Annotated in this window: 23 protein-coding genes; 6 read left to right on the top strand and 17 right to left on the bottom strand. The window is 67.5% G+C overall.

Annotated elements, in window-relative coordinates; translation table 11 throughout:
- Positions 1-71 precede the first annotated feature (71 nt).
- The 10 genes from AC4JJG_RS11135 to mshA form a co-directional block, all read right to left on the bottom strand.
- Complete coding sequence (locus AC4JJG_RS11135) at positions 72-758, bottom strand: response regulator (RefSeq protein WP_495401244.1); 687 nt, start codon at positions 756-758, stop codon at positions 72-74.
- Positions 755-2,275: a sensor histidine kinase gene (locus AC4JJG_RS11130; protein WP_495401243.1), complete on the bottom strand. Its 1,521-nt coding sequence runs from the start codon at positions 2,273-2,275 to the stop codon at positions 755-757. Before AC4JJG_RS11130 ends, AC4JJG_RS11135 begins: the two co-directional genes overlap by 4 nt.
- Before the next feature lie 133 nt (positions 2,276-2,408).
- Positions 2,409-2,735, bottom strand: coding sequence for a GNAT family N-acetyltransferase (locus AC4JJG_RS11125; protein WP_495401242.1), 327 nt, complete (start codon positions 2,733-2,735; stop codon positions 2,409-2,411).
- A 96-nt stretch (positions 2,736-2,831) separates the two neighbouring features.
- Entirely contained in the window at positions 2,832-3,578 is a 747-nt protein-coding gene (locus tag AC4JJG_RS11120) for a phosphoglyceromutase (protein ID WP_495401241.1), read from the bottom strand.
- A 54-nt stretch (positions 3,579-3,632) separates the two neighbouring features.
- Positions 3,633-4,271: a DUF1361 domain-containing protein gene (locus tag AC4JJG_RS11115; protein ID WP_495401239.1), complete on the bottom strand. Its 639-nt coding sequence runs from the start codon at positions 4,269-4,271 to the stop codon at positions 3,633-3,635.
- Between the two features lie 38 nt (positions 4,272-4,309).
- Positions 4,310-5,236, bottom strand: coding sequence for an NADP-dependent oxidoreductase (locus AC4JJG_RS11110; RefSeq protein ID WP_495405768.1), 927 nt, complete (start codon positions 5,234-5,236; stop codon positions 4,310-4,312).
- Positions 5,237-5,323: 87 nt separating this feature from the next.
- Positions 5,324-5,800 carry a MarR family winged helix-turn-helix transcriptional regulator gene (locus AC4JJG_RS11105; RefSeq protein ID WP_495401237.1) on the bottom strand — a complete coding sequence of 159 codons (477 nt, stop codon included), beginning with the start codon at positions 5,798-5,800 and terminating at the stop codon, positions 5,324-5,326.
- Between the two features lie 71 nt (positions 5,801-5,871).
- Positions 5,872-7,476: a 4-coumarate--CoA ligase family protein gene (locus AC4JJG_RS11100; protein WP_495401236.1), complete on the bottom strand. Its 1,605-nt coding sequence runs from the start codon at positions 7,474-7,476 to the stop codon at positions 5,872-5,874.
- Between the two features lie 167 nt (positions 7,477-7,643).
- The gene (locus tag AC4JJG_RS11095) at positions 7,644-8,255 is read right to left on the bottom strand and encodes a type III secretion system chaperone family protein (protein WP_495401234.1); all 612 of its coding nucleotides are present in this window, start codon (positions 8,253-8,255) and stop codon (positions 7,644-7,646) included.
- 24 nt (positions 8,256-8,279) lie between these two features.
- The gene (gene mshA, locus AC4JJG_RS11090; RefSeq protein WP_495401233.1) at positions 8,280-9,626 is read right to left on the bottom strand and encodes a D-inositol-3-phosphate glycosyltransferase; all 1,347 of its coding nucleotides are present in this window, start codon (positions 9,624-9,626) and stop codon (positions 8,280-8,282) included.
- Between the two features lie 89 nt (positions 9,627-9,715).
- Here mshA and AC4JJG_RS11085 point away from each other — a divergent pair, with 89 nt between their 5' ends.
- Complete coding sequence (locus tag AC4JJG_RS11085; protein ID WP_495401232.1) at positions 9,716-10,939, top strand: cytochrome P450; 1,224 nt, start codon at positions 9,716-9,718, stop codon at positions 10,937-10,939.
- Complete coding sequence (locus AC4JJG_RS11080; RefSeq protein ID WP_495401231.1) at positions 10,932-11,501, top strand: TetR/AcrR family transcriptional regulator; 570 nt, start codon at positions 10,932-10,934, stop codon at positions 11,499-11,501. The genes AC4JJG_RS11085 and AC4JJG_RS11080 overlap by 8 nt, the downstream gene beginning before the upstream one ends.
- 239 nt (positions 11,502-11,740) lie before the next feature.
- Here AC4JJG_RS11080 and AC4JJG_RS11075 read toward each other — a convergent pair whose 3' ends face one another.
- Positions 11,741-12,709: an AurF N-oxygenase family protein gene (locus tag AC4JJG_RS11075; protein WP_495401230.1), complete on the bottom strand. Its 969-nt coding sequence runs from the start codon at positions 12,707-12,709 to the stop codon at positions 11,741-11,743.
- Between the two features lie 171 nt (positions 12,710-12,880).
- On the opposite strand from AC4JJG_RS11075, the gene AC4JJG_RS11070 reads away from it, so the two are divergent.
- From AC4JJG_RS11070 to AC4JJG_RS11060, 3 genes are read left to right on the top strand one after another with little or no spacing between them, the layout of a single operon-like run.
- Positions 12,881-13,882, top strand: coding sequence for a metal ABC transporter solute-binding protein, Zn/Mn family (locus tag AC4JJG_RS11070; RefSeq protein ID WP_495401229.1), 1,002 nt, complete (start codon positions 12,881-12,883; stop codon positions 13,880-13,882).
- Complete coding sequence (locus tag AC4JJG_RS11065) at positions 13,879-14,706, top strand: metal ABC transporter ATP-binding protein (RefSeq protein WP_495401228.1); 828 nt, start codon at positions 13,879-13,881, stop codon at positions 14,704-14,706. The genes AC4JJG_RS11070 and AC4JJG_RS11065 overlap by 4 nt, the downstream gene beginning before the upstream one ends.
- A complete protein-coding gene (locus tag AC4JJG_RS11060; protein ID WP_495401227.1) occupies positions 14,703-15,602 on the top strand; it encodes a metal ABC transporter permease in 900 nt (299 codons plus the stop codon). Before AC4JJG_RS11065 ends, AC4JJG_RS11060 begins: the two co-directional genes overlap by 4 nt.
- 6 nt (positions 15,603-15,608) lie before the next feature.
- Here AC4JJG_RS11060 and AC4JJG_RS11055 read toward each other — a convergent pair whose 3' ends face one another.
- A complete protein-coding gene (locus tag AC4JJG_RS11055) occupies positions 15,609-16,112 on the bottom strand; it encodes a DUF2599 domain-containing protein (protein WP_495401226.1) in 504 nt (167 codons plus the stop codon).
- Positions 16,113-16,190: 78 nt separating this feature from the next.
- On the opposite strand from AC4JJG_RS11055, the gene AC4JJG_RS11050 reads away from it, so the two are divergent.
- Positions 16,191-17,000: an alpha/beta fold hydrolase gene (locus AC4JJG_RS11050; RefSeq protein ID WP_495401225.1), complete on the top strand. Its 810-nt coding sequence runs from the start codon at positions 16,191-16,193 to the stop codon at positions 16,998-17,000.
- Between the two features lie 10 nt (positions 17,001-17,010).
- On the opposite strand, the gene AC4JJG_RS11045 is transcribed toward AC4JJG_RS11050, so the two are convergent.
- The 5 genes from AC4JJG_RS11045 to ispF form a co-directional block, all read right to left on the bottom strand.
- The gene (locus tag AC4JJG_RS11045) at positions 17,011-18,594 is read right to left on the bottom strand and encodes a carboxylesterase/lipase family protein (protein ID WP_495401224.1); all 1,584 of its coding nucleotides are present in this window, start codon (positions 18,592-18,594) and stop codon (positions 17,011-17,013) included.
- Positions 18,595-18,660: 66 nt separating this feature from the next.
- The gene (locus AC4JJG_RS11040) at positions 18,661-19,404 is read right to left on the bottom strand and encodes a LamB/YcsF family protein (RefSeq protein WP_495401223.1); all 744 of its coding nucleotides are present in this window, start codon (positions 19,402-19,404) and stop codon (positions 18,661-18,663) included.
- A 10-nt stretch (positions 19,405-19,414) separates the two neighbouring features.
- A complete protein-coding gene (gene rlmB / locus AC4JJG_RS11035; protein WP_495401222.1) occupies positions 19,415-20,377 on the bottom strand; it encodes a 23S rRNA (guanosine(2251)-2'-O)-methyltransferase RlmB in 963 nt (320 codons plus the stop codon).
- Position 20,378: 1 nt separating this feature from the next.
- Positions 20,379-21,773: a cysteine--tRNA ligase gene (cysS, locus tag AC4JJG_RS11030; RefSeq protein WP_495401221.1), complete on the bottom strand. Its 1,395-nt coding sequence runs from the start codon at positions 21,771-21,773 to the stop codon at positions 20,379-20,381.
- Positions 21,774-21,784: 11 nt separating this feature from the next.
- Positions 21,785-22,249: a 2-C-methyl-D-erythritol 2,4-cyclodiphosphate synthase gene (ispF, locus tag AC4JJG_RS11025; RefSeq protein ID WP_495401219.1), complete on the bottom strand. Its 465-nt coding sequence runs from the start codon at positions 22,247-22,249 to the stop codon at positions 21,785-21,787.
- Between the last annotated feature and the right edge of the window lie 7 nt (positions 22,250-22,256).

Here is a 22,256-nt window from a genome sequence, read left to right as displayed (position 1 = left end):
TCCCTCTTCGCTGGTCGAGTAGCGACGCGCGAGCGCAGCGAGCCCGGCGCGTATCGAGACCACGCGCCTGATCAGGGCTCGAACTTGTAGCCCAACCCGCGCACCGTGACGAGGTGCTTGGGATTGCCCGGATCGGGTTCCACCTTCGAGCGCAGGCGCTTCACATGCACGTCGAGGGTCTTGGTGTCGCCGACGTAGTCGGCGCCCCACACCCGGTCGATGAGCTGTCCGCGGGTGAGCACCCGACCGGCGTTCCGGAGCAGGTATTCGAGGAGGTCGAATTCCTTGAGCGGCAACGTGATCGACTCGCCGTTGACCGCCACCGTGTGGCGCTCCACGTCCATCCGGACGGGGCCTTCCTCGAGGACACCGACGGCCAGCTCCTCGTCGCCGACGTCGCCACCGCGCCGCAGCACGGCGCGAATGCGGGCGATCAACTCGCGCGCCGAATACGGCTTGGTCACATAGTCGTCGGCCCCGAGCTCGAGTCCGACGACCTTGTCGATCTCACTGTCGCGCGCGGTCACCATGATCACCGGGACACCCGACCGGGCGCGCAGCGCCTTGCAGATCTCGGTGCCGGACATACCCGGCAGCATCAGGTCGAGAAGGACGATGTCCGGGCTGACCCGATCGAACGTGGACAGTGCCTGCGCCCCGTCGTTGACCACGCTTGCCTCGAACCCCTCCTTGCGGAGCAGGAAGGCCAGCGGATCCGCCAGCGATTCTTCGTCCTCGACGATCAGTACGTGCGTCACCGATGCATTCCCCTTGTGTCATTGATCTGTACCTGATTGGGATCCGGATTGATGGAATCCGGTTGTCCCGGTGAGGTTTTCGGTCGGATACCGAGTCCGCGGCCGGGCCGGTCGGCCGCCGGCCGGGTGAGCGATGCCGCGTCCGGGCCGGGTGCGCCCTGGTCGTCGTCCTCGCCGTCGAAACGCACCCGCTCGGTGTCGGAATCCAGGAAATCGTCGGTCAGGTCCTGCGGGATCTGCAGCGTGAAGGTCGACCCGGTGCCGAGTTTGCTCCACAGTGCGATCAGGCCGCCGTGATTGGCCGCGACATGTTTGACGATCGCCAGGCCGAGTCCGGTGCCGCCGGTGAGCCGTGAGCGCGCCTTGTCCACACGGAAGAACCGTTCGAAGACCCGTTCCTGATCGTCGGCGGCGATGCCGATGCCGCGGTCGGTGACGCCGATGGCCACCATCGGGCGGCCGTCCATCGTGGTGATGCGTCTGCTCACCGACACCGTGGTGTGCGCGGGCGAATACGCGATGGCGTTGACGATCAGGTTGTTGAGCGCGGTCAGCAGCAGCATCCGGTCGCCCCGGACCTTCAGGCCGGTCGCGGCATCGGCCTGCAACTCGATGCCCGCGGCCTCGGCACTCACGGTCGCGGCGTCGATCGCGTCGGAGATGAGGCAGTCGATGTCGACGACGGTGAACTCCTGGGTCTCGCCACCCTGCAGGCGGGACAGCGCGATGAGCTCACTGACCATCTTGCCCATGCGGTTGGTCTCGGAGACGACCCGCTTGCCGAAGTGCTCCACTGAATCGGGATCGTCGGCGGATTCCATCATGGCCTCGGTGAGCAGGCCGATGGCGCCGACGGGCGTCTTCAATTCGTGCGAGACGTTGGCGACGAAGTCGCGGCGGGTGGCCTCCACCCGGCTGTGTTCGGTGTCGTCCTCGCCGTACACCACGGCATAGCGTTCATCGCCCTGCGCGACGAGCCGGACGAGGCCACGCACCGATTCCACCGTGCGTGGTTTGGCACGGCCGGAGCCGATGAATCCGAGCGGCGACTGCGGCGGATTGAATTCGAACCGTTTCTCGACGCCGGTGTCGAGGACCTCCTTGGCCGCATCCCACACGGCATCGGCGAGGAGCCGTTCCCGGACCACGCCGAGTTCCACCGCGCGATGGTTGTACAGCACCACGTCGCGGAACTGATCGACGACGGCGATGGCCCGATCGCTCCGGCGGACGATCAGACTGAGCAGGCCGGCTTTGGACATCCGGCCGTCCCTGGTGACGGCGGCGACGTCGGATTCGCGTAGTTCGGCGCCTTCGGCAACCTCACGCGGGGCGTTCGCCGGAATGGCGCGCGGCGTGACGAGGGTGTCGGTCATCGTCGACGCGGAGTCGACAGGATCGACGTGCCGCGCCGCCGCACGTTCACCGGCGGCCTCGCGGCCGAACCAGATCCGTCCGAGCAGAAGCCCGCAGATCAATGCGAGAGCGATCGCCGCGACAACCAGAGCAACGGTCACAATGGCAGCTTACGGCCCGACAAACGCACCTTGCACATTCGTCGCGATTGTTATGCGCCTGTTCACAAATTGTTCCACCAGACGCACCCGTGTTCATTCCGGCGGCTCCGGAGCAACGCGCGCTCTCCGGCCCTCACTTCGGTACGGCCACCACCATGTCGGCGTATTCGGGATGCTGCTCGACGTATCGCTGCACGTAGGAGCACACCGGGACGACCCGCTTGCCGGTCGAACGGATGTCGTCGAGCACCGCCCGGACGAGTTGGCCGGCGTAGCCCTTGCCGCTGAACTGCTGGGGCACCACGGTGTGCGTGAGCACCACTTGCTCGGGCTCCGACACGTAGTCGACATACCCGACGACCTGATCGGCGGCCGACGGGTCCGAGGGGTCCGCTTCGAGGACCGCCTCGTACCGCTCCAGCGCGGGTGAGTGGATTACCTTCAGAGTCCCGACGTCCATGGCACCAATGTAGCGTGCATCACACCACCCGTGCCATGCCTGAGCACGATCCGCATCCCGGCCGTGATCATCGGGAGCGAGAGTTGCTACGTACGGCTACTTCTGGCCCTGCGCAGCCACCGCGGCCGCCCCTGCTGCGGCCGCCTCCGGATCGAGATAGGTGCCGCCCGGGTTGAGCGGCTTCAGGTCGTCGTCGAGGTCGTAGCGCAGCGGGTTGCCGGTCGGGATGTTCAGCCCCGCGATGTCCTCGTCGGAGATGCCGTCCAGGTGCTTCACCAGGGCGCGCAGCGAATTACCGTGCGCCGCAACCAATACGGTCTTCCCCGCGCGCAGATCCGCCGCGATCACCTCCGCGAAGTACGGGATCAGGCGCTCGACGACGTCCTTGAGGCACTCCGTCAGCGGTACCTCCGGCAGGTCGGCGTAGCGGACATCGCCGGACTGGCTGTACTCGGCATCGGGGTCGATCGGCGGCGGCGGAGTGTCGTAGCTGCGACGCCACAGCATGAACTGCTCGTTGCCGTACTTCTCCAGGGTGTCGGCCTTGTTGAGGCCCTGCAGTGCACCGTAGTGACGCTCGTTCAGACGCCAGTCGCGTACCACCGGGATCCAATGGCGGTCGGCGGTGTCGAGAGCGATCTGCGCGGTCGAGATCGCCCGGCGCAACAGCGAGGTGTAGAGCACGTCCGGCAGCAGATCGTGTTCGACCAGGAGTTCGCCCGCGCGGACCGCCTCGGCCTCACCCTTCGGGGTGAGCCGGACGTCGACCCACCCGGTGAACTGGTTGGAGGCGTTCCATTCGCTCTCGCCGTGCCGCATCAGGATCAGAGTGCCGTTGCTCATGGGAGAAAGTCTCGCACAATCGGCTTGGGCCCCCGACACACAACCGGGCATGACCTACCCGCGCAAGCGGTTCACCGACCAGATCGTGAGATACGCGAGCCCGAAGAACGCCGCGACGGCCAGTGCGACACCGGTCGACTGCACGTCGGAGAACGGTGACCGCACCCAGCCGAGGGTTCCGGCCACCACGGCGTCGGGCCGGGTGACGAGATCCCACGAATTCCAGCGCTGGAAACGTCCGATGACGACCCCGACGGCACACAGGCCGACGGACACCGCGACCACCGCCCAGCCGACCATCGGACCGGCTTCACGCTCGGCACGCCGATGCACCAGCAGGAGTGACACCACCCCGAGGATGATCCCGGTCCACGCCGCGAAGCCGTACTGGAGAACGTGCCGCCACAGCCCGGAGCCTTGCCCCAGGTGGACGAGATCGGTGACCAGATACGGCGAATTCGGCAGGAAGGCCAGCCAGCCCAGTCCGAGCGGTAGGAGCCATCCGCGGCCGCGGACGGTCGCGATACCGACCGCGAACACCATCGGAATCCAGGCCAGGCACAGATTCCACATCAGGAACTTCGTCGGATAGGACTGCGGTACGGCCGGATCGGTGATCCCCAGCGTGACCGTCAGGAGCGTCGTCGCGACGAGCGATCCGGCCAGGACGAGGCGTGGGAGAGGCTGGGGCATCGCACCATTCTGCCGAACGGCGTCCGGATGCCCCGGCGTCAGTGTCCTTCGGGGAGCCAGGGATTGTCCGAGAGGTCGAGCACCAGCTTTCCGGTGGCGTGTTTCGCGTCCAGCCTGCGGTGCGCCTCCGCGATGTCGGTGAACGGAATCGATTCCACCGGCACCCGCAGATCCCCCGCCAGCACCGCGTCGACGAGTCGCTCCAACCCGGCACGGGACGCACGCACCCGGGTCATCTGCCCGCCGTGTGCCGGGATGGTCTCGGGCACGATGGTGATCGCTTTCGCACCACGCCCCAGAAGGCGCCGGGCGATCTCCCCCGCCTCCGCCGAACCGGCGAGGTCGGCCGCACCGTCGATGTCGGCCAGATCCCCCAGTTCATCGAGCAGACCGGGCCCGTAGCGCACCGGTTCGGCGCCCAGGGACCGCACATACTCCTGATTGCCCTCCCCGGCGGTGCCGATGACCCGCAGGCCGGCCGCCACCGCGAGCTGCACCAGCACGGTTCCCACTCCCCCGGACGCGCCGTGCACCAGCAACGTCTGCCCCGGCCGCAGACCGAGATCGTCGAGGATGGTCACCGCGGTCTGCCCGACGCCGGACAGACCGCCGGCCAGTGACCAATCCAGATCGTCCGGCTTCCGCGCGAGATGCGATGCGTGGGCGTCGACGAGGTCCGCGTCCGCGCCGGGAGTGCCGAATCCGATGACCGCGTCGCCTTCGCGGAACTCCGTGTCCGCACCCGGATCGATGACGACACCGGCGAATTCGGTGCCGAGCAGCATCGGCAGGTCGCCGCCGAAAGCCCCGGAACGCCTGCGCGCGTCGATCGGGTTCAGACCACCCGTCCGGACCGCGACCCGCACCGTACCCGGAGTCGTGGACGGTACCGGCAGCTCATCGATCGTGATGGTCTCCGGCGGTCCGAACCGATGGGCACGGGCACTGCGATAGGTGGTCGGCACGACTGTCTCCTCACGATCGGCGCCGACGGCCGAATCCGTCGGACTCATCACCTGTAACTACAGATAATCGGGCCGTATTCCGCGGTCTCAGTTCTTCGCCGGCGGGACGACACCCTCCTGGGCGGCCAACCGATTCGCGAAGTCCAGCAGCGGTCCGACCTCATGATCGGCGATGAGCGGCGCGAACTCCTCCAAGATCGCTTGCCGGTGTGCGGCGCGAGCACCCGCCACGAGAGCCGCTCCGTCCTCCGTCAGCGCCACCATGATGACGCGGCCGTCGGTCGGATCGAAGGACCGCGCCAGCAGCCCTCGCTCCTGCAGCCGGTCGACGAGATGGCTTGCCGACCCCGAGCTGTAGAGCAGACGCTGCGCGAGGGCCGACATCGGCAACGCCCCGCCGGGAGCCTCCTCCAGGGTGGTCAATGCCTCGAACTGGGCGATGGTGAGCCCGAATTCGCGCCGCATCGTCACTCCCAGACGCACGGTCAGCGAACGCTGACCGAACAGCAGACCACGCCAGATCGCGAGCCGATCCTCCGGCACCGGCGCATCCTGTGCGGTCATGTCTTCGACAGTACGACGGAAAGATATCGGTGCCGCATCCGCGCACGGATGCGGCACCGACAATCCGACGATTACTTCCGCAGATCCTTGCGAAGGATCTTTCCGGAGGCCGACTTCGGGATGGCGTCGATGAACTCGACGGCGCGAACCTTCTTGTGCGGGGCCACCTTTGCCGCGACGAACTCCATCACTTCGTCCTCGGTCAGATCGGCCTCGGGCTGCTTCACCACGAAGGCCTTCGGGATCTCCTCACCCGTCTCCTGCTCGATCACACCGATGACCGCGGTGTCCGCGATCTTCGGATGGGTGAGCAGCAGCGCCTCCAGTTCGGCAGGCGGCACCTGATAGCCCTTGTACTTGATGAGTTCCTTGAGCCGGTCGACGATGTAGACGCATCCGGTCGGATCGACCTGCGCCATGTCGCCGGTGTGCAGGAAGCCATCGGCGTCGATGGTCTCGGCGGTGGCCTGATCGTTGTTCAGGTAACCCAGCATCACGTTCGGGCCCTTGACCCACAGCTCACCCGGTTCCGACAGGCCCTCCGACGGCAGCGGGATCTCATCGCCGGTGGCCGGATCGACGATCTTGTTCTCCGAGTTCGGAATCGCCCAGCCGGTCGACGACAGCGGCGGCTTCGGCAGATCGAGAATCGCCATGTCCACCGGGATGAGGTGGCTGACCGGACTCAACTCGCTCATGCCGTACCCCTGGAGCATGTTGAGGTCGAGCCGCTTCGCCACGGCCTGTCCCAGCTCGTCGTCGAGCGGTGCGGCGCCGGACATCATGGTGGTCAGCGACGACAGGTCGTAATTGTCGACGATGGGATGCTTGGCCAGCGCCACCGCGACGGGCGGCGCGATGAACGCGTAGGTGACCTTGTGGTTCTGGATGTTCTCCAGGAACTCGACGAGGTCGAAGCGTGGCATCACCACCAGGCTCGCGCGGGCCCGCAGTGCGGCGTTGAGCAGCACGGTCATTCCGTAGATGTGGAAGAACGGCAGCACCGCGACGATCACGTCGTCGGCCTTCATCCCCTGGAGCGGCTTGATCTGCGCGACGTTCGCCACGAGATTGCGATGGCTCAGCGCAACGCCCTTCGGGTTGCCCGTGGTGCCGGAGCTGTAGGGCAGGACGGCCACATGGGTCGTGGGGTCGAAGGTCACGTCGGGCGCGGGCAGATTCGGCCCGAGCAGATCGACGGCATTCGGATGACCGGACTTCTCCAGTCCCTCACCGTCGAGGACGATCAGGGCGTCGTCGGCGAGGCCGACCTCCTTGGCCGCGGCCGCGGCCTGCTCGTACATCGGCGAGATGGTGACGAGCATCTTCGCCTGGGAGTCCTTGAGCTGCTTGGCGATCTCCGAGGCGGTGAACAGGGCGTTGATCGTGGTCGCGGTGGCGCCGGCGCGCAGGATGCCGTGGAACACGGTGGCGAAGGCCGGGATGTTCGGCGACAGCATGCCCACCACGTCGCCGACTCCGATGCCGCGGTCGGCCAGCGCGCCGGCCGCCGCGTTGATCTGCCCGATCAACTGACGGTAGGAGGTTTCGGCTCCGGACTTCGGATCGACGAGCGCGATCCGGTCGAGATCGGCATCGTCGACGGAGCCGAACAGGAACTCGTAGACGCTGACGTTCGGGATCTCGACGTCGGGATAAGGACTCGTGAAGCTCATTGCACCTCCGGTTGGTGGATTCCAGCCGCAATCGTAGCAACGAACATTGTCTCATCGAGATGCGTATCCCACCCGATTTGCCCGAATCCGCCGTTGCCCCGACAGCCGTGCAGACAGATTACGACGCCGAACGATCAAAATGTGACGCGGGCCACCCCAAGGTCCGATCAGTCCAGGTCGGCGGGCCCTTCGCCGTCGCGTTCACCCAGGCCCGCGACACCCGTCTCGCCGGGCACGTAGCGGCCCGGCAGCGGTTCGCCGGGTTCGGGCAGTGACTCCTTGTCGATGAGGTGCTCGAAGGCCAGCAGATTGCGCAGCGACTCCCCCCGCGACACACGCCATGCCCACTCCCGCCGGATCGACGTGATGAAACCGATCTCCAGGATCGTGTTGAAGTCGCCGTCGGCGGCCTCGACAACCTGCCCGAGGACACGGTCGAGTTCGTCGGCACTGAAGGCATCGGTGGAGATCTGACCCACCAGGTAGATGTCCCCCAGGTTGTCGAGGGTGTATGCGATGCCGTACAGCCGGCGATTGCGCTTGAGCAGATAGCGGTAGACCGCCTCGAACTCCTCGTCGGGCCGGCGGCAGACGAACGCCTCCAGACGAACCCCGTAGGTGCCGACGGTCAGCAGCACGGTGGTCTTGAGTTTGCGTTCGCCCGGTAATTCCAGGACCACGTAGTCGACCTTCGCACCCGCGGAATCCTTGCGGCTGAACGGGATATCGCGTTCGGTGAGGGTCGTCTCGATCAGTTCGAGGATCTCGTTATGGTTCACACTGTCCTTCCGGTTTCCCGACGATCATTGTCCGATACCGATGCGTGTCCGCCGCCGGCGCCAGCGTCGCGCCCCGCGCCGGATCGACGCCGCACCGATGGACGACGGATTGTGTGCGGCGAAGCTCTGCATCGCGGACGAGTAGCTGCTGAGCAGTTGATCGGCCGTGTGCCCCCAGGAGAACTTCTCCGCGTGGGCCCGGGCGTCGGCACGCATCGCCTCCAACCGCACCGGGTCGTCGATCAGCCCCGTCAGCGCCGCGGTCCAGTCATCGATGCGATGTCCGGGCACCAGGAGGCCGCTGCGACCGTCGGCCACGGCGACGCCGAGACCGCCGACATCCGCGGCCACCACCGGCGTGCCGCTGGCCTGCGCCTCGATGGCCACCAGCCCGAAACTCTCCGAATAACTCGGCACCACAACGAGATCCGATGCGCGATAGACCTGCGCAAGTCGCTGCGGAGCCTGCGGCGGCAGGAAGGTCACGGCATCGTCGATGCCCAGTTCACGCGCCAGATCCATGAGGATGGTGGGCCGCTCCAGACCGGTGCCCGACGGACCGCCGACGATCAGGACCCGCACGCGGCGTCCGTCCGCACGACCGGCGCGAATCAGCGGGGCGGCGGCGGACAGCAGCACATCGGGAGCCTTGAGCGGCTGGATGCGACCGACGAAGGTCAGCACCGTCTCTCCGGGGTCGATACCGAGTTCGGCGCGCGCGGCGTCGACGGGCCCCGGCCGGTACACATCAAGATCGGCACCGGGCGTCACCACATCGATCCGTTGCGGGTCGGCAGAGTACATCGAGATCAGTTCGGCCGCTTCGGTTTCCGTATTGACGATGAGCCGGTCGGCTTCGGCGACGACCTGCTGCTCACCGATCACCCGGAGTTGCGGCTCGGCCGTGTCACCCTCGGCCAGTGACGCGTTCTTCACGGCCGCCAGGGTGTGCGCGGTGTGTACGAGCGGCACCCCCCACCGGTCGCGGGCGAGCCAGCCGACTTGCCCGGACAGCCAGTAGTGCGAATGAATCAGGTCGTAGTAACCGGGGCGGTGCATGGCTTCGGCACGCAACACGCCCGCGGTGAAGGCACACAACTGAGCGGGCAGATCACGCTTGTCGAGACCTTCGAAAGGCCCGGCCTCCACATGCCGCACGGTGACCCCGGGCGCCGCGGTGACGATCGGCGCATCGGACGACGACGTCGCCCGCGTGAAGATCTCCACCTCCACCCCGCGCTGCGCCATCCGCGTCGCGGTCTGCCACACGTAGACGTTCATCCCGCCGGCGTCACCGGTGCCGGGCTGGGCCAGCGGTGAGGTGTGCACCGAGATGAGAGCCACGCGCCTCGGCAGGGGACCACTCGTCATCCCCTCAGCTTAGAGAAGTCCGGCCGGTCGGGTTCGCGACGCGGACCCGATCCCTTGACACTTTTCGCAATGTGTCTCATTCTTCCGGCATGACCATCGATGTGTCCCGAGCGACGTATCAGTTGCGCTCCGGGCCGACCTGGGCCGATCCGCACCCGATGTACGAGGCGTTGCGCGAACAGGACCCGGTGCATGACGCGAAGAGTTTCTGGGTGCTGAGCCGCCACGCCGACGTGCTGGCCGCGGCGACCGACACCGCCACGTTCTCCTCGGCCCAGGGACTCACGGTCACCTATGGCGAACTCGAGGCGATCAGCATGACCGACAGCCCACCCCTCGTCATGCTCGACCCGCCCGACCACACACGGTTCCGCAAGCTCGTCGCCCGCGGTTTCACCCCGCGTCAGGTCAGCGAGATCGAACCGACCGTGCGCGGCTTCGTCGTCGACCGGCTCGACCGACTGTCCGGCGACGGCCCGGCCGACATCGTGGCCGAGTTGTTCAAACCACTCCCCAGCATGGTCGTCGCCCATTATCTCGGTGTGCCGGAGGAGGATTGGGATCGATTCGACGGCTGGACCGAAGCGATCGTCGGCGCCGCCTCCGGGGAGGGCGGCATGGCCGCCGTCGCGATGTCGGCGGGTGACGCGACGATGGAGATGCTCGGGTACTTCACCGACCTCATCGCCTTCCGCAAGAAGCACCCCGCCGACGACACGGTGTCGCACCTGGTGGCCGCCGGGCTCGCCGACGACCCCGAGGATCCTGCCGGGCTGTTGTCGATCCTGGCGTTCACCTTCACCATGGTCGCGGGCGGCAACGACACGACGACGGGCCTGCTCGGCGGCAGTGTCGAACTGCTGCACCGCTTTCCGGATCAGCGACGTCTCCTCGTGGAGGAGCCCGATCGGATTCCGGACGCGGTCGACGAACTGCTGCGTCTGACTTCTCCGGTGCAGGGGCTGGCCCGCATCACCACCCGGGATGTCGACTACCCCACCGCCACCATCCCGTCCGGTCGCAAGGTGCTGCTCTGCTACGCGTCAGCCAACCGCGATCCGCGGGTGTATGGCCCGGACGCCGACGATCTCGATGTCACCCGCAAACCGCGCACCATCCTGACGTTCAGCCACGGCAACCACCACTGCCTCGGCGCGGCCGCCGCCCGGATGCAGGCCCGTGTCACGCTCACCGAACTGCTCGCGCGCTTCCCGGATTTCGCCGTCGACCCCGACGGCATCGTATGGGCGTCGGGCAACTACGTGCGGCGCCCGACCTACGTGCCCTTCCACCCGCGGTCCGGCCGTGCCTGAGGCGTGGCTCGCGCCCGAGCGGGCCGACCTCGCCGCACAGCGCATACTCGACGTCGCCGAAGAACTGTTTGTCGCACAAGGGATTCCGGCGGTCACCATGCGCGCCCTGGCCGATGCGGCCGGATGTTCCCGCGCGACGCTCTACCGGTATTTCCCCGGGAAGACCGAGGTGCTGGCCGCCTACGTGGATCGCGCCGCGGCAGCCCTGGCGGCCGAGGTGGCGACGGCCACCCGGCACATCACCGATCCGGGCGAACGGATCGTCGCCGCGATGGTCGCCTCGGTGGCCGGGGTGCGTGCGAATCCGGCGCTGATCGCGTGGTTCACCCCCGACAGCGCGGGCGGCTCGGCCGATCTGGCATTGCTGTCGCCGATCATCGAGGCCGACGCCGAGGCGATCCTGTCCGCGACCCTCCCGGATGTCGGCGCCGACGACCTCCGCGAGCGCGCCCGCTGGATGGTGCGCGTGATCGTGTCACTCCTGACGACGCCGGGTGAGTCACCCGAACACGAACGCGCCATGCTGACCCGGTTCGTCGTTCCCGTCGTACTGGGTGGCTGAATCGACGCGATCGAGGCCGCACAGCAGATCTCGATACGCGCGCTCGCTGCGCTCACGCGCTACTCGATCAACGGAAGCTCCCCTTCCGCTGATCGAGTAGGCCCTTCGCTGATCGAGTAGGCCGAGGCGCCAGCCGAGGCCGTATCGAGATCACCCACACCGGATCTCGATACGCTGCCTCGCCTCGCGGCTCGGCTGCTACTCGATCAGCGGGAAGACCACTCGATCAGCGGGAACGTTCAGGCCGCCGGGTGATAGTGCGGTTCGCTGCGGTAGCGCGAGGCCCGGCCGTCGATGCCCAGCATGCGCCAGACCGCGCGCGATGCGGGGTTCATCAATCCGCTCTGCTCGGCGAGCATCCGCACGTCTCCGAAGAATCCGGAGAGCACGGCCGAGGAATGCGGCGACTTCCAGAACATCTCGCGGAACACGTCGTCCGGGACGTCGAAGAACTTCCGGAAGCGGCGCGGCGGAACCATGATGACGCCGGCCAGAATGCGCATGATCGCGGGGAGCGCCAGCGACAACATCAGACGCGCGAAGCGGCCCTTCTGCGGCACCGCCTTCTTGATGTACTCGTGCGCGAAGGAGATGTGGCGCGCCTCCTCGGCGACGTGCAGCTGGAAGATCGCCGAGGTCGACGGATGCATCCGGGCACCGCCTCGCAGGACGTCCTTCTGCATGTGGTCGATGGGCTCCTCGCCCGCGAGCACGCCGATGAAGAAGATGGTCGGCATCGAGGTCGCGGCGAGCGGGATGTACGGCGAGAGTTTCCGGAAGCCCCGGCGCGCGCCCGGAACGTCGACACCCAGGCGGTTGATGAACTCCTGGAACATCAACGTGTGGTTGCACTCCTCCTTGGCCTCATGGGTGCTGTACCGGAACTCCTTGTCCCCGTTGCGCAGCATGAAGCTGTACTGCATCAGTCCGCGGATGAGGATGGACTCGAACTGCAGGCCGGTCTTCACCATGTTGGCCATCCGCCACTGTCCGACCTCGATCTGTTTTTCGAGGGGCAGGTTGCGGTACCACTCATGGCCGCCGACCGGATCCTCGGCGGGCAGCACCCAGCGCGGATCGTTGGGGGTGATCGCCATGTCCGGCGCGTCCCAGTCGATATCGATGTAGGGATCGAAGCTGCGATGCACCGACGCCGTGGAGAGGTCGTCGAGAACATCGTCGTAGTTCGCGACTCGCAATTCCGTCATGCCCATCAGGATGTACCGCGAAGCTAACGATGTCAATGCTCAATGACACCTTCGCCGATGACACAGCGCTGTTCGTCGCGTTCCGGGATACACCCGTGTCGACCAGCGGAAAATCATAGGTCTACACTTTTGTCGGTAACGATTGTCATTTGCGTGAAGGTAGGGGTGAAGATGGGTCGGAAGCTGTTGACCACCGTCGGCACGATCGGGGCGGCCATGCTGGTCCTGGCGGGTTGTTCCGGCACCGACGAGGGTTCCGACGGCAGACCGTCCGTCGTCACGTCCACCAATGTCTGGGGATCGGTGGCGCAGGCCGTCGCCGGCTCCGACGCCGAGGTGACCTCCCTCTACACCGGCACCGACGACCCGCATGAATTCGAACCCACCGCAGCCGACAGCGCGACCGCCGCCGACGCCGACGTCATCGTGCTCAATGGCGGTCACTACGACGCGTACATGGAGGACGCCGCGAAGAACGGTAACGCGATCACGGTGAACGCCTTCGACATCTTCGAGGGCGATCACGGCGCCGAAGAAGGCGGCGACGAGCACGCCGGACACGACCACGGCACCGAAGCGGAGCATGACCATGGCGGCGAGTCGGGGCACGATCACTCCGGACACGAGCACGGCGGCGCCAATGAGCACGTCTTCTACAACCTGACCGTCGCCGCCCAGGTCGCCACCAGGATCGCCGACGCACTCGCCGAGAAGGCGCCGGAGCATGCCGACGAATTCCGCAGCAACGCAGAGAAATTCGGCAAGGGCATCGATGGATTGCGGGCGTCGTTGGCCGACATCCGCAGCGCGCACGCGGGCACCAAGGTCGCACAGACCGAGCCGCTGGCCGGCTACCTGCTCACCGAGGCCGGTCTCGAGGACGTGGCACCGGAGAGCTTCACCGCCGCCGTCGAGGAGGGGCAGTCGCCGTCGGCCGCGGACCGCGCCACGATGGAGGACCTGCTGCGAAAGCACACCGCCAAGGCCCTCATCTACAACACCCAGGCCGTCGACGCGGTCACCGAAGCGTTGCTCGACGTCGCGAAATCTGCGAATGTACCCGTCGTGCGTTTCACCGAAACCCTGCCCGACGGCGTCACCGACTACCTGGCCTGGCAGCGCGCCCAGATCGAGGCGCTGGCGGCGGCCCTGAAGACGCCTCCGGCACGATGACGGTCGCCGACGTCCCGTCCGCCGAGGCCCCCGGCACGACGGTCGCGGAGTTCGATCACGCCGGCCTGACCTTCGGCGACCGGGTGCTGTGGAACGACCTGGACCTGAGTATCACGGCGGGCGAGTTCATCGCCGTACTCGGGCCCAACGGATCCGGCAAGACGTCCTTCCTGAAGGTGCTGCTGGGGCAGTATCCGCTGACGTCCGGCACGATGCGGGTCGACGGTCGGATCGGTTACATCCCGCAGCAGCATGCCGACGACGCGGACCCGATGTCGATTCGTGGCCGCGACCTCGTCGGCTTCGGTGTCGACGGAAGCCAGTGGGGTCTCGGCCTGATCGGTCGCCGCCGCCGCAGACGTCTGGTGGACACCGCGCTCGCCGAGGTCGGCGCCTCCGACTACGCGGACGCGCCGCTCGGTGTGCTGTCCGGCGGCGAACAGCAACGACTGCGCGTCGCGCAGGCCCTCACCACCGACCCCACCCTCCTGCTGTGTGACGAGCCCCTGGCCAGCCTCGATCCGGCCAACCAGGAACTGGTCGTCGACCTCATCGACGAGCGACGCCATCGCGCGAACACCGCGGTCGTGTTCGTCACGCATGAGATCAATCCGGTTCTGCCCCATGTGGATCGGGTGCTGTACCTGGTGAACGGACGGTTCCGGATCGGCACTCCGGACGAGGTCATGACCACGACGACGCTGACCGAGTTGTACGGCAGCGACATCGACGTGGTCCGTGTCCGCGACCGCCTCGTCGTCATAGGCGGCGACGACACCCATCACTGCGTCGATCAGCCCATCGAGGAGCACCTCCCCACGTGACCGGCCCCACCACCCTCGCTCCGCTCGCCGCGTCCAAGGTCGAATTCGCCGACTTCTGGAACCTCTCGGTGACCGCGGACCTCCTGCAGCGCGACTTCGTCATCCAGTCACTGATCGCGATGGCCCTGCTCGGTCTGCTCACCGGCGTGCTCAGCCCACTGATCGTGGCGCGTCAGATGTCCTTCGCCGTGCACGGCGTCAGCGAACTCTCCGTCACCGGCGCGGCCGCCGCGCTGCTGGCCGGAGTGAGCGTCAACCTCGGCGGTGTCATCGGCGCGGTCATCGCGGCCGCGGTCTTCGGTTTCCTGGGAAACCGCGCCCGCGAACGAGATTCGGTGATCGGCGTGGTGATGGCCTTCGGCCTCGGACTCGGTGTGCTGTTCCTCGCGCTGCACGGCCGTGCGGGCACCGGCTTCGCATTGCTGACCGGCCAGGTGGTCAGCGTCGGCATCGACGGACTGACGGCCATCGCCATCACCGCCGTCGTGGTGCTCGTCGGACTGGCGATCATCTACCGGCCGGTCTGGTTCGCCACGGTCGACCCACGCGCCGCGGAGGCCCAGGGCGTGCCGATGCGGACCGTCTCGGTGGTGTTCGCGGTCCTGATGGGGCTGGCGTGCGCGCAGAGCGTGCAGGTGATCGGCGCGCTGCTGGTCATGTCACTGATGATCACGCCGGGCGCCGCGGCCAGTCGTATCACCGCGAATCCGGTTCGGGTGGTCGTCTTCTCGGTGCTGTTCGCGGAACTCGCCGCGGTCGGCGGATTCATCCTGTCCCTGGCGCCCCGACTACCCGCGTCGGTGGTGGTGACGACGATTTCCTTCGTCATCTACGTGGCATGCCGCTGGGCCGGACGTCGCCGCATCTTCGTCACCAAACGCGTGCTCGCGTCCTGATCGCGGCTACTCCTCCGGGCCGCCCGGATTGCATCGGGTGGCGATCATGTCCTCCTCGGTGACCACCGGCCGCCACGGTTCGATGTTCCAGCTCGGCTTCTCCGGATCGACGAGGCGGGCGAACTGCCAGTGGCAGTCGAATTGTGCACGCATACCGGGGGTATCCGCGTCCGGCGCGGCGGCCAGCACTTCACGCCAGGCGACATCGGCGTCGCGCACGCCGTCGGTGCGCCGACCCGCCGTCGTCGGGTAGATCTGCAGACTGCGTCCCTGATCGAGGGTCACCCATTCGACGTGGTCGACGAATGGCGGCTGCCACACCGGCGTCGTCGGTGGCAGCGGAGGCAACGACGGTGCCGACATGGCGGTCGCCGTGGTCGTCGGCGGCGAGACGACCGGGGTTCCCTCGGGCTCGTCGTTGCCGCACGCTCCGAGCGCGAGCATCAGTGCCGTCAACAACACTGCCGGGCCTGCTCGCAGCACGGACGAACGGCGTCGGAGCATCGTCATGTCTCCCGTCGGGGTTGCGGACCTCGTTGTGGAACCGAGTCACAACCGTAGCCCCACGGCGGCAGCCGGTCTGAAACGATGGCGGACGTGGTTGAGGTTGTCCCGGGTCAGGAGGTCGACGGCGGCACATATGTCGATGTGGCCGGTCGTCCGATCTGGCATTTCCGGGGCGGGGATCCGTCCGGGCCGTCGACGGTTCTGATCCACGGCGCGTTCGGCGGCGCCTCCACCTGGGGCGCCCAGTTCACTGACCTGGCCGCGGCGGGATACGACCTCTACGTGCCCGAACGCAGCGGCCACGGTCACTCCCCCGATCGTCCCGGTCCGTTCTCCTACGCCGACATGGTCATCGAGACCATCCGGTATCTGGAGCAGGAAGTACGCGTGCCCGCCAATCTGATCGGATGGACCGACGGCGGCGTGATCGCACTCCTCATCGCCCGGCAACGTCCCGATCTCGTGCATCGCATGATCACGGTGTCCACCTACATCGAGCCGGCGGGCCACACGGCACCGGAGGCACTGGAGCAGATCCGTGATCCGCGGTCCCAATCCGTCCATCGGTTGCGCGAGGCGTACGGGCTCGCCGCGCCCGAGGGCATCGGGCACTTCGACACCGTCTACGCGAAGATCGTCGATCTCCTGGAACGCGAACCGAACTTCGAACTGAGCCACTTCGCATCGATCACCGCACCCACGCTCGTCGTCACCGGCGACTCGGGTGTCGTGGCCCCGGAACATGCCCTCGCCCTCTCCCGGACACTCCCCCGCGGACGCCTGGCCATCCTTCCGGGCACGCACATCCTGCCGCTGGAGGCGCCCGAACTGTTCAATCCCCTGGCGGTGTCCTTCCTCGCGGCGGACCCGCCGGACCACTGGGTGCCCTGAACAGCGACGATCAGCCGGTCTCCCCGATCTGATCCGGTGTGAGGGAGTAGGCGGCGATCCACGCACGGCGACGCGCGGATTCCGGGTCCGCGACAACCCGGTCTGGGTCGTCGATGATCAGCACCTGTCGGGATTCGGTGTTGTAGGTCGGCCAGCCCGCCCCCGGCACACCCGCTGTCGCGAAGGCTCCCCAGCGGTCCTGGACGTCGTCGATGACGCGCCCGGTCGAGGCCCAGTCTCCGACGGCGAGTCCGGCACCGATCGCCGTGCGGTACGCCCCGAAGACCGCGAACAGTTCGGTGGCGTGGGTGGCCTTGAAGCCGGTGGCCCGTAGAACGCGCGTGGCGAAGTCGTAGCGGTAGACGAAGGTCGGCGCGACCGCGCTGTGCCCCGACGCGAATGCGACCATCGGACCCCAGAAGATCGAGTCCCCGGCCAGCTCGACGAGATCGCCGCGGCCACTTCGATAGAGGTCCGCGATCGTCTCGCGGCTCTGCTCGACCTCGAACCGGGCCAGCATGCGGTCCGGTTCCGGCAGGATCTTCCAGAGTTTGCTGAACAACTGTCCCTCGTCGTGGTTCGTCCCGATGATGAGCGGCACCGGATGCGTGCGCCCACGGGCGGCCGTCTCCAAGGGGGACATCGGCAGATAGTCGCCGTCGATGACCGGACCGTAGGGCACCGCATCCGCGGTACCCGCGACGTTGGCGAACTTCATCAGGCGATTGCCCGCGGCATGGATCTCGTACGACGACGACCGGGCGAGCAGTGCCTGCGCCTCCTCCGCGGACAGCGGTTCGGCGTCCGGGTCGATCGCCTTCGGGCGATGCTGTGGATCGCGCAGGATGCGGAGGAACTCGTCGGCGTAGTTCTTCGCGCCCTCGGCACCGACGACCAGCTCGGGTGCCGGGCTCTGTGCGATGGCACGGGTGAACAGTCCCTCGGCCGCGGGCGTGCTCAGCAGGGTGAGCACCGCCGCGCCGCCGGCGCTCTCGCCGAAGACCGTGACGTTGTCCGGGTCGCCACCGAAGGCCTCGATGTTGCGCTGCACCCAGCTCAGGCCCGCGACCTGATCCTTGAGGCCCAGATTGGAGTCGTACTGCCGGTTGTCGGTGCTGTACGAGCTGAGATCGAGGTAGCCGAACGGACCGACGCGGTACTGCACGGTGACGACGATGACGTCCTGGCTGCGGGCCAGCAGCGAACCGTCGTACAGCGGGGTGGCCGTGGTGCCCAGGATGTTCGCACCGCCGTGGATGAACACCATGACCGGTCGGGGACGCCTCGAGGTCCGCTCGGGCGCGAACACGTTGAGGGTGAGGCAGTCCTCACCCATCGGCTGGTACTTGCCCGGGCCGATGGCCGTGAATCGCTTGTCCTGGATCGCGGCCTTGCCGTAGCCGCGGCACTGCCGGACCCCGGGCCACGGATCGACCGGTTGTGGTGCACGGAACCGGTTGCCTGCCACCGCGGGTGCCGCGAAGGGAATGCCCTTCCAGCTGATGGTCCCGCGGCGGCTGCGCTTGCCACGAACGCCTTCGACCACGCCGTCGGCGGTGGTCACCCGGATGCCACTGCTGTCACTGCTCGCCATGCACCCCAACATAGACGACGATCCGGACGGTGGAGCCGGTCTCGGTCACACGCCCGCATCCCTCCGTCAGGACGGCCCGGATGACCCGATGGGGATTCCCTCGGCGCGGAGTGCGTCGCGCACCGCGTGGGCGTGTTCCACCGCGCCCGGCGTATCCCCGTGCAAGCAGATCGATTCGGCGGCCACGTCGATGACCGAACCGTCGTCGGCGACGACCGTTCCGGTGCGCACCATCCGCACCACGCGTGCGGCGATCTCGGCGCTCTCGGTCAGCACCGCTCCCGGTTCGGAACGGGGCACGAGGCTCCCGTCGTTCCGGTAGCCACGATCGGCGAAGGCCTCGGTGATGACGGGCACCCCGTCCGCCTCGGCACGGCGCACGGACAGCGAACCGGGCAGTCCCATCAACGGCAGCCCCTCGCCGTAGGAACGCACGGCCGCGACCACCGCGTCGGCCTGACGCTCATGGGTGACGATCGAGTTGTACAGCGCGCCATGCGGTTTCACGTAGGACACGCGCCCACCGACGGAGCGCGCGAGCGCGTCGAGCGCTCCGATCTGATACAGGATGTCGGCGATGAGCCGTTGCGGGTCGACGTCCATGAACACCCGGCCGAATCCGTCGCGGTCCGGATACGAGACCTGAGCGCCGATGCGCACCCCCCACTCGACCGCGGCCCGGCACGTGTCGATCAGACCGACTGGCGTGCCGGCATGGAAGCCACAGGCGATATTGGCACTGCTCACCACGGTGAGCATGGCCTCGTCGTCGCCGACTCCCTCGCCGAGATCGGCGTTGAGATCGATCATCGCCGCCGGGCTAGGACCGGCGCTGACGGGCGAAATCGGACAGCACGACGCCCGCGGCCACGGAGGCGTTGAGACTTTCCACGTCACCGGCCATCGGGATGGACAGGATGGAATCACAGGTCTCGCGGACGAGCCGGGAGAGCCCCTTGCCCTCCGAGCCGACGACAATCACGGTCGGGCCGGTCGCGTCGTAGTCGTCGAGGCTGACATCGCCCTCGGTGTCGAGGCCGACGATCTGCGCTCCGGCCGCGGCCCAATCCTTCAGTGTGCGGGTGAGATTCGGCGCCTGCGCAACAGGCAGCCGGGCCGCCGCGCCCGCGCTGGTACGCCACGCCACCGCGGTGACGCTGGCGCTTCGGCGCTGCGGGATCAGCACACCGTGACCACCGAACGCCGCCACCGATCGGATCACGGCGCCCAGATTGCGCGGGTCGGTGATGTTGTCGAGGGCCACCAGCAGCGGTGGTGTACCGCTGTTCTGCGCGTCCCGCATCAGGTCGTCGGGGTGCGCGTACCGGTACTCGGGCACCTGCAGTGCGATGCCCTGGTGTAAACCGTTGGCGGACAACCGGTCCAGCTCGGGCTTGCCCACCTCCAGGATCGAGATGCCCTGGTCGCCTGCGATCTGAACGGCTTCGGCGACCCGATCGTCGGGTTCGGAGTTCGTGGCCAGATACAGCGCGGTCGCGGGCACCCCGGCGCGCAGACACTCCAGAACAGGGTTGCGGCCCAACACATATTCGGGGCCGTCGTCCTTCCGGCCCCGATTGCGGGGAGCGCCCGCACGTCCGGCTGCCGACTTCGCGGCGGCCTTGGCCCGCTTGTGCGCCGGATGGTACGGCCGGTCCACGGCCTTCGGTGTGGCCCCACGACCTTCGAGACCGCGGCGGCGCTGGCCCCCGGAACCCGTGGTCTGCCCCTTTTTGGTGCCGTCCTTGCGGATCGCACCCTTGCGTTTGGAATTGCCGGCCATGTCAGGACTCTCCCTTCAGCGACCACTGCGCCCCGTCCGGCGTGTCCGTGACCTCGACACCCGCCTCGGCGAGACGATCACGAACCGCGTCGGCAGCGGGCCAGTCCTTGTCGGCACGTGCCTGCGCCCGACGATCGAGCTCCGCGCGCACCAGCACATCGAGTGCCGATGTCGCGGCCGAATCATCCGCGGAATCGGCGGCCCACCGCGGGTCGAGTGGATCGGTTCCCAGTATGCCCATCATCGCGCGGACCTGCCCGGCCGCGGCCAACGCGCCTGCGCTGTCGCCGGATTCGAGCGCGGTGTTGCCCTGGCGGACGACGTTGTGCACCACTGCGAGTGCGGCCGGCACCCCCAGGTCGTCGTCGAGTGCGTCCGCGAATTCCGTGGGCACGTCGCCGACGGCGACCTCACCCGCGCGTGCGGATACGCGTGCCACGAAGGATTCGATGCGCCGGTATCCGGCGGCGGCCTCGGTGAGCGCGCCCTCGGAGTACTCCAGCATGGACCGATAGTGGGCACTGCCGAGGTAGTAGCGCAGTTCGACGGCGCGCACCCGGGTCAGCATCGCCGGTATCGCCACCACATTGCCCAGCGACTTGCTCATCTTCTCGCCGCCCATGGTCACCCAGCCGTTGTGCAGCCAGTACCGAGCGAACGGGTCGCCCGCGCCATGCGACTGGGCGATCTCGTTCTCATGGTGCGGGAAGATGAGATCCATTCCACCGCAATGGATATCGAATTCGGCACCCAGCAACGAGGTGGCCATTGCCGAGCACTCCAGATGCCAGCCCGGTCGACCCGGACCCCACGGCGTGGGCCAGGACGGCTCCCCCGGCTTCGCCGCCTTCCACAGAGTAAAGTCACGCGGGTCACGCTTCCCGGTCCCCGCACTCTCCCCCTGATGCACGTCGTCGAGTTTGTGGCCGGACAGCATGCCGTAATCGGGCTGACTCGCCACGTCGAAGTACACATTGCCGTCCGACGCGTATGCGTGACCGCGTTCGATGAGCCGCTCCATGTATTCGACCATCTGGGTCACGAATCCGGTCGCCCGCGGCTCGGCCGACGGCGGGAGCACACCGAGTGCGTCGTACGCGGAGGTGAACTCACGCTCGTGCGTGGCCGCCCACTCCCACCACGGACGTCCCGCCTCGGCGGCCTTGCGGAGAATCTTGTCGTCGATGTCGGTGACATTGCGGACGAAGAGGACATCGAGGCCCTGGTGTTCGAGCCAGCGCCGGAGGATGTCGAAGGCGATGCCACTGCGCACATGTCCGATATGCGGGACGCCCTGAACCGTTGCGCCACACAGGTACACCGATGCCCGGCCCGGATACAGCGGCTCGAAGTCGCGCACCTCACGTGCGGCGGTGTCATACAGGCGCAAGGTCACGACGAGCAATCTTACCTGGTCAGGACCAGCGCGGTGGCCATGGCCGCCACACCCTCACCCCGACCGGTCAGTCCGAGGCCGTCGGTGGTGGTCGCCGACACCGACACCGGGGCGCCGAGCGCGTCGCCGAGCACCCGCTGCGCCTCGTCGCGGCGCGGGCCGATCTTCGGACGGTTGCCGATCACCTGGACCGCGGCGTTCGCGATGACGAAGCCCGCCTCGGCCACCAGACCACGGACATGTTCGAGCATCGCCACCCCGGAGACGCCGTCCCATTCCGGCCGCCCGGTCCCGAACACGGTGCCGAGGTCACCGAGACCGGCCGCGGACAACACCGCGTCGCACAGGGCGTGCGCACCCACGTCGCCGTCGGAATGCCCTGCGCAGCCGGGCTCGTCCGGAAAGAACAGCCCGACCATCCAGCAATCCACCGCTTCGTCGATGCGATGCACATCGGTACCGATGCCGACTCTCATGTCTGTC

This window comes from Gordonia sp. B8661-1 (assembly GCF_059427765.1).
This window is presented reverse-complemented; position numbering and strand designations above follow the sequence as displayed.